Here is a 14,428-nt window from a genome sequence, read left to right on the forward strand (position 1 = left end):
ATAAAAATAATACTATCCTGACTTTACTTAACTATGATGACTACCGTAGAAAAGATACACAATAAACCCAATTACCAACCATCCGACAGTTAAATAAATAGCAGTCGTATTTAACGAACATAGTAATAATAAAGCAGCCAATGCAGCTAATATCGGCAGTATTGGGTACCACGGCATTTTATAACCACTATGATTAATATCAGCCCGTTTACGCAGTTTCAAAACTGCCAAGCCAGCTACAATAAAGGCGATCAACGTACCTGCAGACACCAAATTTGCCAACATGTCAATTGGGAAAACACCTCCCAGAATAATCGCAATTGCTGTAATAATCCCAGTCGCGACTTTGGGTAGCCCCGCATTGTCTAATTGTGCAAATTGACGTGGCATCAGGCCGTCGCGACCAAACGAATACACCAATCGTGACCCACCAATCAATAAAGCAACTAACCCCGAAAACATCCCCACTAATGCGACAACTGACAATAAATTAGCTGTTAATAAATGTCCTGATTTACGCAACGCCCATGCCGCTGGTTCAGCGTTACCAGCAAATTTTTCATATGGATACATCCCCGTTAAAATTGCTGCGACACCCACAAATAAAGCCGTTGCAATGACTAATGTACCAACGATTGCTTGTGGCATTGTTTTCTGTGGATTTTTCACCTCTGCTGAATTAGCTGCAATCGTATCAAAACCGATGTATGAAAAGAAAATTTGCGTTGCCCCGGCAATAATCCCAGTAATGCCACCAAAATGAGTGCCCGTTTGATGATGGGGAATAAATGGCAGCCAGTTTTTCACTTGAACTGCAGTAGCCCCCACCACAATAAAGATAATAATGACAGCAATTTTACCAACGACAAGCCAATTTTCAATTCGAGCAATATTTCTCAGCCCGCGGGAAGCCAGGACACCGACCACTAAAATTGCTATGGCACCAAATAAATCAAAGCCTGTTCCTTTTGCTAAATTGAACGATGCTTGAAAAAATTTTGGTAATTCGAAGCCAAAGCTTGCTAAAAAGCCTTGGAAATACGAGGACCATGCCGACGAAACTAGCGCCAAAGCAATCAAATATTCTGCTAAAATTGCCCATCCCGCAATCCAACCAATGAATTCACCAAAAATAACATTTGCCCACGAATAAATTGAACCAGCAAATGGCATGGCTGATGCTAACTCTGAATAGGCTAAAGCGGATAATCCGGCAATTAATGCTGCAATAACAAAAGAAATCACAACTGCTGGACCGGCATATTCGGCTGCCACAATGCCTGGCATAGTAAAAACACCAGCACCAACTACCGTACCAATCCCCATTGCAATCATTTCTCTTTTTCCTAATACCGGCTGTAGTTTGCCGTCTTTATCTGCATAACTACTCGGATTTTCGCGTCGAATCATTTTTTGCCATAATTTCAATTGTGACATAATTAAACCTCTAATTTCTTGCGTACGATATCGCAAATTTTTAAGACACTTTTTAAATATCTCGAATAACGACTATTTCAATATATAATAGCTAGTTATGATTGATTTTGTTGACTTTTTATTATTATTTAATTAATAAATTAGTCACTCATATCGATGAGATTTTAAATTTTCTCTTGTCATCCTGGCATAATAATGATATTCTTCTAATTATTAATTAATGCACGGAGGAAATCGTTATGTTAGTTTACAAAGTAAAAAACTTAATCTTAGCAGATCATCTAACGACCACCACCTCAACCACCCTTTTGGCTGGTTGGGATATTTAACGTGCTGTTAATAACTATTGATTGTTAACAAACCGTCCAATCAGCTCGACACCCGCTTTGCGGTGCAAGTTGATTGGGCGGTTTTTTGTATACTTTTTTAGGAGAAAGAGGAGTGTCAGATATGAAAAGTGAGCAGATAAAGTCTGAACGTCAGTTAAAACGTTCGTTAACGAGTGGTCAAATGCAAATGATTGCCTTAGGTGGCACAATTGGTGTCGGTCTATTTATGGGATCAACATCAACCATTCAATGGACTGGTCCATCAGTCCTATTAGCCTATGCCTTTGTTGGTATTTTGCTATATCTTGTGATGCGCGCTTTAGGTGAAATGATTTTCATTAATCCAACAACTGGGTCATTTGCTGACTACGCTTCAAATTATATTCACCCTTTAGCCGGTTACCTCACAAAATGGAGTAATGTTTTTCAATATATCGTCGTTGGTATCAGTGAAGTTATTGCTGTCAGCACTTATTTAAATTATTGGTGGCCCCACTTGCCTGGTTGGATATCGGGTGTGGTTGTCATCGCGACATTAACACTCGCTAATCTAACTTCCGCTAAAGCTTACGGTACCATGGAATTTTATTTTGCCATGATCAAAGTGGTAACGATTATTGTGATGATTGTCTTAGGTGCGATGGTCATTTTCCTAGGGTTAGGTAATCATTGGCACGCAATCGGTCTTTCAAATTTATGGTCACACGGTGGCTTCTTCACGGGTGGCTTTAAAGGATTTATCTTTGCCATGTCAATTGTCGTCGGGTCTTATCAAGGAATTGAGGTACTGGGTATTACGGCTGGCGAAGCTGAACATCCTAAACATGCCATTGTTTCATCAATTCGTTCAATCGTTTGGCGTATTTTAATTTTCTATATCGGTGCTATTTTTGTCATTGTGACAATCTACCCTTGGAACCAACTTGATGCAGTCGGTTCACCATTCGTAGAAACATTTTCAAAAGTTGGTATTTCAGGTGCTGCTGGTATCATTAATTTTGTGGTTCTAACTGCTGCCATGTCAGGTGCTAATTCTGGTATCTATAGTTCAAGCCGTATGTTGTTCAAACTATCAAAAGATGGTGAAACAGCTAAGCCATTATCAAAATTATCATCACGTCAAGTACCTTATGTTTCAATTCTTGCCATTTCTGGTGGTATTCTACTGGGATTGATTTTAAATACTGTCTTCTCTGCATATAATAAATCAACTGCTGACTTGTTTGTCTTAGTATATAGTTCAAGTGTATTACCTGGTATGGTGCCTTGGTTTGTTATCCTATTTTCAGAATTAAGGTTCCGGGCTTCTAATAAAACACTGATGGCTGAGCATCCTTTTAAAATGCCGCTATATCCATTAACAAACTATTTTGCACTACTTTCATTGTTGGTTATTGTTGTCTTTATGTTTATTAATCCAGATACACGTGTTTCTGTCAGCATCGGTGCTGGTTTCCTAATTCTGCTATCTGTTATCTTTTTCGTTCAAGAAAGAAAGAAAAATTAAAATATAAAGGAGGCTGGGACAGATGTTGTCTCAGCCTCTAATTTTTATGCTAAAAGATATTAATTAAACGCATGTTAGTTTGACAGCATAAACGCGTTCCAAAAGTCTGAAGCCTCAATGTAACGCAATTTACGACATTTCTGTCCTTCGCTTTGCTTCGGCCAAAAATGACGAAAACTACGTTACACACCGGCTTCAAAACGACTTTTGTCTCGCTCTCTTTTTTCATTGCGTCTATTCAAAATTATTTAACCAACACTACCAACCATCTGAAATTTGATCAATCGGTTCAATTCAACAGCGTACTCCATTGGTAGTTGTTTTGTAAATGGATCTAAAAACCCCATCACAATCAGCTGTGTTGCGGTTTCTTCATCTAATCCCCGACTTTCTAAATAGTAGAGCTTTTCTTCTGAAACTTTGGAAACACGTGCCTCATGCTCGATCGTACCATCACTAGTTGCAATATCATTCACCGGAAATGTATCACTACTGCTTTGATTATCCATAAGAATCGTGTCACATTCTACATGAGAATGTGCGTTTGTCGCTCGTTTTGTATACTTTACCAAACCACGATAATCAGCACGACCGCCGTCATGGCAAATGGCTTTTGAAATAATCGTACTATGCGTGTCGGGTGCCATGTGAATCATCTTGGCACCAGTATCTTGATGCATGTCTTTACCGGCCGCAGCGATTGATAGCATCGAGCCAGTTGCACCACGACCAACTAAATAAATACTAGGATATTTCATTGTCACTTTAGAACCGAGATTTCCATCAACCCATTCCATCGATGCTGCTGCTTCAGCACGTGCCCGTTTAGTTTCCAAGCTATAAACATTTGTTGACCAATTTTGAATCGTTGTATAGCGACAATATCCGCCTTGTTTCACAAATACCTCTACCACGGCCGCATGTAAACTGTCTTCTGAATAATTTGGTGCGGTACAGCCCTCAACATAATTAACCGAACCCCCTTCATCAACAATGATTAACGTTCGCTCAAACTGTCCGGTTCGACCGGCATTAATCCGAAAATAGCTTTGAATGGGCACATCCGCATGCACTCCTTTTGGCACATATAAAAAAGTTCCCCCAGACCAAACCGCCGTATTTAAGGCAGCAAATTTATTATCGCTGGCCGAAATTAAGGTACCAAAATATTGTTGTACCAAATCAGGATGTTCGCGCAGTGCCGAATCTGTATCCATAAAAATAATTCCTTGTGATTCCAAGTCATGTTTCAAATTACTGTACACTGCCTCAGATTCGTACTGAGCTGCTGAACCTGCCAGATACTCTCGTTCAGCTTCAGGGACACCAATACGTTCAAAGGTTTCTTTAATCGTGTCTGGTACATCTGACCATTGCCGCGCCACATGATCTGTTGCTCGTTGAAAATATTTAATATGATCCAAATTAATTTGACTTAAATCAGGTCCAAATTTCGGTAAAGGCATTTTTAAATAGATTTGGTAGGCTTTCAGACGTAACGCTAACATCCAATCAGGCTCATGCTTAGCACCAGAAATTTTACGGATGGTATCCTCACTAATACCAACACCTGTTGAAAAAACTGGATCAATTTCATCGACAGCGCCGCGTTCTTCATTGGCCTGCTGATCTTTCACTGATATGGAATCTTCAGCCATTGGTTGTCCTCCAATCATTAATAATTTCTGACATTGCGTGCCAAGCTAAGGCACCACATCGAACACGTGTTGGAAATTCGCTTAAAGTACTAAAAGCAACACTATCACCTAAATCATCAGCATCAACTGCTTGTCCCATGATTAACTTGCTAAAACTTTGCATACGATCAAGCGCAACATCGACAGACTGATTAATTAATATATCCATTAGCATACTTGCAGATGCTTGACTAATGATGCAGCCATTTCCTGTAAAGGATACGTCAATAAATTGACCGTCAACAATTAGTGCAAATATTGAAATGGTATCGCCACAGTCTGGATTACGACAGGTTTTTTTATAATTTGCCGTCTTGAGTTCACCATAATGATGCGGATAATTGGCATGATCAACGATAATCCGCTGATAAAGTTGTCGAATATCACTCATGTCAATAACTCCTTTACCTGACGAACACCTGCCAATAACTTATCAATTTCAGACAACTTATTTTCAAAACTAACACTGACTCGTACAACACTTTCAGTACCCAAAAAATTCATTAGGGGCTCCGCACAATGGTGACCTGATCGGACAGCAACACCTGCTGAATCCAAAATAGTTGCAACATCATGCGCATGTACATTGTCTACGTTGAAGCTCACAACCCCTTGGTGGTCACTTGCGATTGGTGATCCATACACCGTCACCAAAGGTATTTGAGCCAACCCTGCCATTAAATGATCTATCAATTCATGATCAATCTGAGCAATTGTTTGGTAGCCTTTCTGATAAATATACTTAATCGCCGCACCTAACCCGAGTACACCAGCAATATTTGGTGTTCCTGCTTCAAATTTTAATGGTGCTGGTTGAAAAGTGGCCGTTGTTTTGGTTACTTGATCAATCATTTCACCACCGAACCGCGTTGGATTTGTCTCAGCTAGTAAATCCGCACGTCCATATAGTACCCCGACACCTGTCGGACCAAACATTTTATGTCCGGAAAAGGCCAAAAAGTCGGCAGCCATCGCTTGCACATCAATCGGTATATGGGCAACTGCCTGAGCTGCATCAACTAGTAACACAGCACCAGCTTCATGCACTATTTTTGCGATTGGGTGCATATCTGTATACGTTCCTAAAACATTTGAAACTAATGTTAGTGACACAATTTTGGTATGTTTATTTAGCATTTTTTGCAATGCCATCATATCAATCCGACCATCTGTTGTGATGTCAACAACGCGTAGTTTACTCCCCGTTATTTTGGCAACTTGTTGCCAAGGTACCAAATTAGAATGATGTTCCATGACACTAATAATAATCTCATCCCCAGCATGAAGATGTGTCATACCATAACCAAACGCCACCAAATTCAGCGCATCGGTTGCACCACTAGTAAACACAATATCTGCAACATCGGGCGCATGAATGAAATCAGCTACCTGTTGACGAACCTGTTCATATTGTTTGGTCACCTCATTAGCTAACATATACATGCCACGATGCACATTGACCTTTTGTTTTTGATAATAATTATCAATCACTTCAAGGACGGCATCTGGCATCGGCGTGGTTGCAGCATTATCTAAGTAAGCTAACTGATTATAAACTGTCATGGAGATCTTCACCTGCACCTTCTTCAACTGCTGCTATGACCTTTTGTTGCAAATCATCATTGAGCTCATGGAGCACTGGTGCAATAAAATCATAGACTAAAATTTTTCTGGCTTGTTGTTCAGTAATTCCTCGACTTAATAGATAGTAAAGTTCTTCAGGATCATACTGACCAACACTAGCCGCATGGCCAGCATTGACGTCATTTTCATCAATAATCAATAACGGATTAACGGTCCCTTGAGCACTTTTACCAACCGTCATCAAGCGCCCTTCTTGCTGTGAGTCTGAACCATAGGCACCGTGATAAATTTGCCCGACGCTTGTAAAATTAACCTTTGATTGGCCAAATAACACGCCACGCATGTTGATGCGACTAGTTGTGTGCGTTGCCAAATGATTCACACGTCCCTGAAAGCCACTGTAATCTTGACCGATGCCGATTTTGACCGCATTGAGTTTTGCGACGCTACCTTGACCATTCAAGTTCACGGTAACATCCCCCAATAATTTACCGTAAGTTCCCGGTACCAGTGACCAATCTGCCACGCAATCTCTGGCCACATCAAGTTCCCCAAATAATGATAAGTTGATGGGTGTCTGATTGCTGAGTGCAGTCATTAATTTTAACTGACTATTATCTGCTTGATGCCCAATTATCACACAACTAGCATGAGCTACCTGACCATTAATATTGATAGCCTGTTGCAGAGTCAACTGACTGCCTTCACCAAGGATCAACACTATCGTCAATGCAATTGGTTGGGTATCTCTTAAATCTATCGTCAAATTTAATGGTTGTTTAATAACCACATGATCAGGAATCATAATTTTCAAACCGACGAGCGGTTGTTGAAAATGTTGTACGATGTACTTATTTGTTTGATGTTTCTGTATATATGCTGTGACTTGTTTGGATAACTGTGCCTCATCTTCAAGACGCGCAATTGTACCACCATGGTGCTTAAGTTCTGTAATCGTTGCATCATCTGCTGACCATTGCCAATGAACAGCCTCATTGTGACTAACAAATTCGTAATCCTTTGTTGCATACTTAATGCCCATATAATAAGGATAATTAGCTTGCTCTAAGACATCTGTTGTCATCGCATGATTCACCTCCTCACACCTGATCAAGTCCTTCATAACCATTTTTTTCGAGTGCTAACGCCAATTCTGGTCCACCCGTTTTAATAATGTGGCCACCCATCATAACATGCACAACATCAGGAACAACATAATTGAGCAGTCGCTGATAGTGTGTCACCATCAAACAGCTAAATGATTCACTGCGCATCTTATTGATACCACGGGCAACAACTTTTAAGGCATCAATATCGAGACCAGAGTCGATTTCATCTAGCACTGCCATTGTCGGTTGCAACATCATTAGTTGTAAAATTTCATTGCGTTTCTTCTCACCACCAGAAAAGTCTTCATTTAAACCACGATCAGCATAGTCTTCATCCATATCCAAAAATGCCATATTTTGGTGTAAAGCATTAAGAAATTTTAGTACTGGGACAGCATCATGATTATTGCGAGCGTTCATTGCTGAGTGAATAAAATCTGCGTTCGTAATGCCAGCAACCTCAACTGGATATTGCATTGCTAGAAAAATACCTGCACGGGCTCGTTCATCAGTTGCCATCTCAGTAATATTTTGACCATTTAATAAGATTCGCCCACCCGTAATTTGATAACGTGGATTTCCCATGATGGTTTCTGATAATGTTGATTTTCCCGTACCATTTGGCCCCATCAGTGCATGAATTTCACCATTTTTAATCGTTAAATTAACATCATTTAAAATGGTTTTATCTTGCACAGCCACCGAAAGATGGTCAATGATTAATTCAGCCACTGTTTTCCCTCCTAAACTACCTAACTAATTTATCCCAAATAACAACATCGTCAGTTGCTAAGGACTTTGGTACATCAATGATTCTTTGATTTGAACTCCCACGAAATTGTAACGTCAAATCTTTCTTTTCTTCTAAGAAACGACCATCTACCAAAATATCAATAATGCTTAACAATTCTAATTTGTCATAGGATTCTTGCATCAACTCATCCCAGGTATAACCCGTCCATGACCAAATATCCTTTGTATTTCCAAATTCTTGCCGAATTCGCCGACATAATTTCAAACAAACTTGGGTATTTAAAAACGGTTCGCCACCAAGTAATGTCAACCCTTGGACATAACTATGCGACATATCAGTAATAATGCGATCCTCGAGTGCTTGCGAATATGGTTTACCATAATGAAAATTTTGAGCAACCCGGTTGTAGCAACCAGGACAATTAAACAAACAGCCCGATACATAAAGACTGCATCGAATACCTTCACCATCAACCATATTAAATGGTTTATAACTAGCCACATATTGTAAACTGCGTTCAGATGCTAACCATTCTTGGGGTTTCGGATTGTTTGGTTGTCTAATATGCCGTGGCCGATTAGATTTCGCCATCTTCAAGGCCTCCTAACTGCATATGCTTAACACGTGACACAATTTCCTTATGACGACCATGAACCATTGGACGAATCATTGGATTTCCTAGATAACCACAGGTCCGCTTAACAACATCACATGTTTTTGGATCACGATTACCACATTGTGGGCATTCAAATCCTCTTGCAGTTGGTTTAAATTCACCATCAAAACCACATTCAAAACAGTGATCAATCGAAGCATTTGTTCCTAAGTAACCTACGCGATCATAAGCCCAATCCCAAACTGCTTCTAACGCAGCTGGATTTTGCTTCAAATTAGGGTACTCACAATAATGGATAAAGCCACCTGCTGCATATTTTGGATAGTCTTGCTCAAATGCTAGTTTTTCAAACGGTGTTGGGTTTTTACGAACATCGTAGTGGAAACTATTCGTGTAGTATTCCTTAGCCGTAATATCCGGGATCATACCAAAACGCACAATATCATCCTCACAAAAAGTATCAGTCAATGACTCAGCGGGTGTTGAGTAAACACTAAAGTGATAGCCGTATTGATTCTCCCACTTCAAGCAATAATCATGTAAATACTTAACAATAGCGACTGTAAAATCATGGGCTTCTTGATTATCTTCCCATTCACTACCATAGAAGGCTGTACCAACTTCATATAATCCAATATAACCAAGTGAAATGGTTGCCCGACTATTTTTAAATAATTCATCGACCGAATCCGTTGGCTGCAATCGTTTACCAAATGCACCATTTTCATATAAAATCGGCGCATTTTCTGGTTTTGCTTCCTTACAACGACTTAACCGGTTCAATAATGCCTTTTTAGCTAAGTGAACCCGATCATCCATAATTTCCCAAAATACATCCTTATCACCTTTGGCTTCAATGGCGATTCTTGGCAAATTGATCGTGACCACTCCTAAATTCATACGACCACTATTAACTTCTTGACCATTCTCATCCTGCCAACCTTGTAAAAAGCTACGGCAACCCATTGGGCACTTAAAACTACCTGTCAATTCAATAATTTTGTCATACATTAAAATATCAGGATACATTCGCTTGGTTGCACACTCTACTGCTAGTTGCTTGACATCATAATTTGGATCAGTCTTGTCTAGATTTAATCCTCGTTTAACGGTAAAAATCAGTTTTGGAAAAATTGCCGTTTGATGTTGTTTACCCAATCCCTTAATTCTGACCTGTAAAATGGCTTTTTGAATTTCTCGCTCGATCCAAGAGGTTCCTAGTCCAAAACCAACTGTCGTAAATGGGGTTTGTCCGTTCGATGAAAACAGCGTATTCACTTCATATTCAAGCGCCTGCATTGCATCATAAATATCTTTCTTTGTTTTATCACGCGCAAATGATTCTCGTTTTTCTGGTAAAACCCACTGTTCAGCTTCTGCAAGATGTTTTTTATAATTTAACTCTGCATAAGGTGCTAATACCTCGTCCGTTCGGTCAGATGAACAACCACCATATTGACTTGACGCAACATTCGCAATAATCTGTGACATTTGGGCCGTTGCTGTTTGAATTGACTTAGGTGGTTCCACATTTGCATTCCCAATTTTGAAACCATTGGCTAACATATCTTTAAAATCAATCAAACAACAGTTCGTCATCGATGTCAGGGGTGAATAGTCCAAATCATGATAATGAATATCACCACGTAAATGTGCCTTAGCAACAGTCTGTGGCATTAAAGTTAATCCTAATGATTTACCAACCATCCCTGCTGTTAGATCTCGCCGTGTGCTAAAGATATTACTATCTTTATTAGCATTTTCATGGACAACAGTATCTTGACCGTTAAATAACTGATTCAATTTATGACCAGGATCAATAACAGACTCCCATTTTTCAATATCATGCGTTCGATAATCAACATATTTATCAGCTAATGCAACTTCTCCCATAGAAATCAACGCACTAATAAACATGTCACGAATAGTGGTTGATGATAATTCGTCACCGGCTTCACTAACTTGCGAAAAAATACGTTGCCGTAATTCATCTTTTAATTCATCATTATCCGTCAGGGCATCAATAACCAAGTCAATCTTGTACGCATAAAATGGTGTCTTCTCACCATCACTTTTTTCAACTGTTATTTGCTTTAATAACCGCCAATCAATTTTTTGTACTGTTTCTACATAATCCATAAAATAACTCCTTTCTAGACTTACCAAATGCCAAGTGTTGGTCCAACCATATACATGCCAAAAATCATCACGACGAGACAGGCACTAGTGACAAAAAATCGATACAGACCATGCATCCGATACTCTTTTGGTAATGCTTTTGCTTCTAACATCAATAAAAATCCCAAGACGATTGGTAATAATAACGCGTTCATCACTTCAACTGAAACGGCGATATCAACTAAATCGATATTCATTAATACGATAACTGCCCCAATGATATGAGCTAAACAATAAATGGTGTAAAAACCAACATTTGATTTATTTAGTCGTTCGTTCAAACTATGTCGCCAATTTAGAACCTCAGTAACTCCCCAAGTTCCTGCTAAAGCAACAACTAATGCTGCAACTAACGAACCACCCATCAAACTTAGACCAGTAAAAATCTTTGCTGGTTTCGATCCAATATACGGTGAAATTGCAGTCGCTAGATCACTAACTGAACCTAGCGATACGTGATGACCAACGACACCAACTGTTGCCGCAAAAGTGACAACAAACATGATCATGATTCCCTGTGTTAACAGCGTACCGACCAATGTATCATGTTTTTCTTTTGGAATATCCTTCTTGCTAAGGTGTTTATCAATGACTGCACCTTGTTGATAAAAAATCATCCATGGCATAATAACCGCACCCACATTGGCGGCAACAAGATATAAATAAGAGGAATTTTTCCAAGGAACGGTTGTTAAACCTTGTAAGAAATCACTGGGCTGCGGTTTGGCCATAAACATTGCCACGAGGAAAGCAAGCTCAGCTAGACCGATCATAACCCCGATTTTTTCAACATGATGATAACTACCACAAAAGGCAACCCCAATTAACAATATTGTTGCTGCTGGAATGGTCAACCACTTCGAAACACCAAATAATTCTCCCACACCAGCGATACCAATAAATTCAGTTAATAAAGCACCAACTGCTGATATGCCTAACGTGCCTGCGGACAACCATGCCCAGCCTTTACCAAAATGTTGTCGGATTAATTCACCATGGCCTTGTTGTGTCACGATGCCCAGACGAACCGTCATTTCTTGCGCTGCATACAAGATTGGAATGAGTAGTAATTGTGGTAAAACCATTGCATACCCCCATTGCGCACCAGACTGAGCCGCTGTAATTAGACAACCAGCATCAGTATCAGCTAACATCACAATCAATCCTGGACCATATACTTTTAAAAAATGACCAATTTTTAACTTCACATCCTGATGATTAACAATTGGTCCCTCATTGATAACTTCCGTACTACTTTCTTTCATATTCTCAATCTCCCCTACTTAACTGTTAGGTACTAAGTGTAGTTTGAGAAAAAGAATATATCGCAACGGTATTTTTTATTTTTTGTGAATTTTTTAAAAATAAAATTAAAATGCTTTTATACCAACGTTTACAGCCATTAACGAATACACCGAAAACATAACATAACGTTATCTAATAACAGAAAGGCATAAAAAAAAAGCTGGAACATCAGGAAGTGTTACAGCTCTTTTCGCTAAAAGTGTATTAATTATAAAATTGAAATTTTGATGACAAAACCGCGTTCCAAACCAACTGCTAAACGACTCTTGTCTCGCTCTCGCTACTTAGGTTGCTCGGCAAAATATTGCGTCATGCAATATTTAAAGTTATCAATCAAAAATTGGTTTGCATCATTTGCCAATTCAGCATGCTTAATTATATTGAATGCATGGTAAGCCCCTGAGTATACCTTGAAATACGTTGGCACGCCACTAGCTGCTAAACGATCAATAAAAGTGACTGTCTCACTATAGAATGGATCTAAATCACCAACAAATGAAATCATTGGTGGCAACCCACTTAAATCAGTGGCCCGAGCCGGTGCTGCATACGCTGGTATTGCATGAGTGCCATACAAATCACCCAGGTATAAACGCCACGATACCTCATTTGATTTTGTATTCCAAATTGGTGCATCATTGTTTAACGAGCTTGCTGTTGGTTGATCGTCTAACATCGGATAAAACGCAATCTGAAAAGCAATCGCAATCTCTCCCTTGTCACGAGCATACAAATTAAGTGCTGCTGTCAAACCACCACCGGCACTGCCTCCAGCAACTACCAATTGATCGCTACGAATACCATACTCATCTGTATGATCACGTAGCCACTTTAAAGAGGCATAACAATCTTCTAATGCCGCCGGATAAGGACGGTCTGGTGAGCGCGTATAATCCGGTGCCACGATAACTGCCCCGGTTTCATTGGCTATTTGTGCAAAAGCACTTGCCTCTAATTCCGGTAATTCTAATGCATAACCCCCACCATGAATCCATAAAACACCTGGCACGTTTTCTTGAGGTGTCTGTGGTGAATAAACGCAAATGCGTAGTTTAGAGCCATCCGTACGCGTAATATAATGCTGTTCGTAATTTAAGTTAGTTCGATTAGTACCACGTAGTACATCCGTTGCTTTGTTTATTAGCTTAATTCTAGTTGGTGTAACATACGGCATCATCTGGCGAATTGCTTTCCCTGTTTTGCGTAACTCAGGATCCATCATTTCTTCAGTAATGTGCATTATCCAACCTCCTGATCATTGTGAGTCATCTCAGCTTTTTCATCAGCAGCAATAATTTGGCGTTCAAAAGCATCATTACGTTCTTTAGCGACCTTTAACGCCAAAAATAATACGAGATTACCGATTAAGCTTAATAACAAAGTAACTTTTTTCATTTTTCCCCCTCATATTATAACGATCAATTCTTTAAACAAGTCATTAATGACGCTTGCCAATTTTAGATGTCACACCTTTTGCAATCATCATATCCTCTATCTGATCAACCATTGCCAATACTTCATCATCCCCGATACGTTGTCGCGCACGACTTAAAGTTGATGAACTAAATGGCCGCTGATAAACATAACCAGACTGTCCCACAAAATACTGTAAATAAGGATTCTCTTTAATTTGTTCTAGTGTTTCTTCATCAGTTAATTCAAGTAATTGCTGAATCATCAATGCACCAAACACCAAGCGAAACGGTAATGGTTTAGGTCCGCGATTACTTGTAAAAACCAATGCATATTGTTTCTCTAGATCATGCCATGGAATATTATCTGCGCGCACAACCCAACGATTGTCACGATCGATTGGTAAACCTGATGGCTGATTAAAATCATCAAACGACATCTGTTCATAATTCGTCACATGATACTTTCCCATACTGACATACTCCCTTATTAATAGATT

13 protein-coding genes are annotated in these 14,428 nt (G+C 39.5%); 1 reads left to right on the forward strand and 12 read right to left on the reverse strand.

From position 1 onward, the window contains the following. Positions 1–27: 27 nt before the first annotated feature. On the reverse strand, positions 28–1,437 hold the full coding sequence (locus tag QRX23_RS08905) for an APC family permease (RefSeq protein ID WP_330155340.1): 1,410 nt from the start codon (positions 1,435–1,437) through the stop codon (positions 28–30). Between the two features lie 450 nt (positions 1,438–1,887). On the opposite strand from QRX23_RS08905, the gene QRX23_RS08910 reads away from it, so the two are divergent. Then, positions 1,888–3,273 (forward strand): amino acid permease, encoded by a 1,386-nt coding sequence (locus QRX23_RS08910; protein WP_002828121.1) that lies wholly within the window; start codon positions 1,888–1,890, stop codon positions 3,271–3,273. 248 nt (positions 3,274–3,521) lie between these two features. Here the strand turns inward: QRX23_RS08910 and sufB are convergent, their stop codons facing one another. The 11 genes from sufB to QRX23_RS08965 form a co-directional block, all read right to left on the reverse strand. Next, the gene (gene sufB, locus QRX23_RS08915; RefSeq protein WP_330155341.1) at positions 3,522–4,931 is read right to left on the reverse strand and encodes a Fe-S cluster assembly protein SufB; all 1,410 of its coding nucleotides are present in this window, start codon (positions 4,929–4,931) and stop codon (positions 3,522–3,524) included. Further along, a complete protein-coding gene (sufU, locus tag QRX23_RS08920; RefSeq protein ID WP_330155342.1) occupies positions 4,924–5,361 on the reverse strand; it encodes a Fe-S cluster assembly sulfur transfer protein SufU in 438 nt (145 codons plus the stop codon). Before sufU ends, sufB begins: the two co-directional genes overlap by 8 nt. Beyond that, on the reverse strand, positions 5,358–6,533 hold the full coding sequence (locus QRX23_RS08925) for an aminotransferase class V-fold PLP-dependent enzyme (RefSeq protein ID WP_330155343.1): 1,176 nt from the start codon (positions 6,531–6,533) through the stop codon (positions 5,358–5,360). The genes sufU and QRX23_RS08925 overlap by 4 nt, the downstream gene beginning before the upstream one ends. After that, on the reverse strand, positions 6,520–7,638 hold the full coding sequence (locus QRX23_RS08930; protein WP_330155344.1) for a SufD family Fe-S cluster assembly protein: 1,119 nt from the start codon (positions 7,636–7,638) through the stop codon (positions 6,520–6,522). Before QRX23_RS08930 ends, QRX23_RS08925 begins: the two co-directional genes overlap by 14 nt. Before the next feature lie 16 nt (positions 7,639–7,654). Beyond that, the gene (sufC, locus tag QRX23_RS08935; RefSeq protein WP_140836568.1) at positions 7,655–8,395 is read right to left on the reverse strand and encodes a Fe-S cluster assembly ATPase SufC; all 741 of its coding nucleotides are present in this window, start codon (positions 8,393–8,395) and stop codon (positions 7,655–7,657) included. Positions 8,396–8,411: 16 nt separating this feature from the next. Continuing rightward, on the reverse strand, positions 8,412–9,008 hold the full coding sequence (gene nrdG / locus QRX23_RS08940; RefSeq protein WP_330155345.1) for an anaerobic ribonucleoside-triphosphate reductase activating protein: 597 nt from the start codon (positions 9,006–9,008) through the stop codon (positions 8,412–8,414). Next, positions 8,995–11,172 carry an anaerobic ribonucleoside-triphosphate reductase gene (nrdD, locus tag QRX23_RS08945; RefSeq protein WP_330155346.1) on the reverse strand — a complete coding sequence of 726 codons (2,178 nt, stop codon included), beginning with the start codon at positions 11,170–11,172 and terminating at the stop codon, positions 8,995–8,997. Before nrdD ends, nrdG begins: the two co-directional genes overlap by 14 nt. A gap of 20 nt (positions 11,173–11,192) precedes the next feature. Next, positions 11,193–12,476 (reverse strand): NRAMP family divalent metal transporter, encoded by a 1,284-nt coding sequence (locus QRX23_RS08950; RefSeq protein ID WP_330155347.1) that lies wholly within the window; start codon positions 12,474–12,476, stop codon positions 11,193–11,195. A gap of 320 nt (positions 12,477–12,796) precedes the next feature. Continuing rightward, entirely contained in the window at positions 12,797–13,756 is a 960-nt protein-coding gene (locus QRX23_RS08955; RefSeq protein ID WP_330155348.1) for an alpha/beta hydrolase, read from the reverse strand. Beyond that, positions 13,756–13,911, reverse strand: coding sequence for a hypothetical protein (locus QRX23_RS08960; RefSeq protein WP_330155349.1), 156 nt, complete (start codon positions 13,909–13,911; stop codon positions 13,756–13,758). The genes QRX23_RS08955 and QRX23_RS08960 overlap by 1 nt, the downstream gene beginning before the upstream one ends. Positions 13,912–13,954: 43 nt before the next feature. Then, positions 13,955–14,401 (reverse strand): transposase, encoded by a 447-nt coding sequence (locus tag QRX23_RS08965; RefSeq protein WP_140836574.1) that lies wholly within the window; start codon positions 14,399–14,401, stop codon positions 13,955–13,957. Positions 14,402–14,428 lie beyond the last annotated feature (27 nt).

This window comes from Weissella paramesenteroides (genome assembly GCF_036327715.1).
In the GTDB taxonomy this organism is placed as follows: domain Bacteria; phylum Bacillota; class Bacilli; order Lactobacillales; family Lactobacillaceae; genus Weissella; species Weissella paramesenteroides.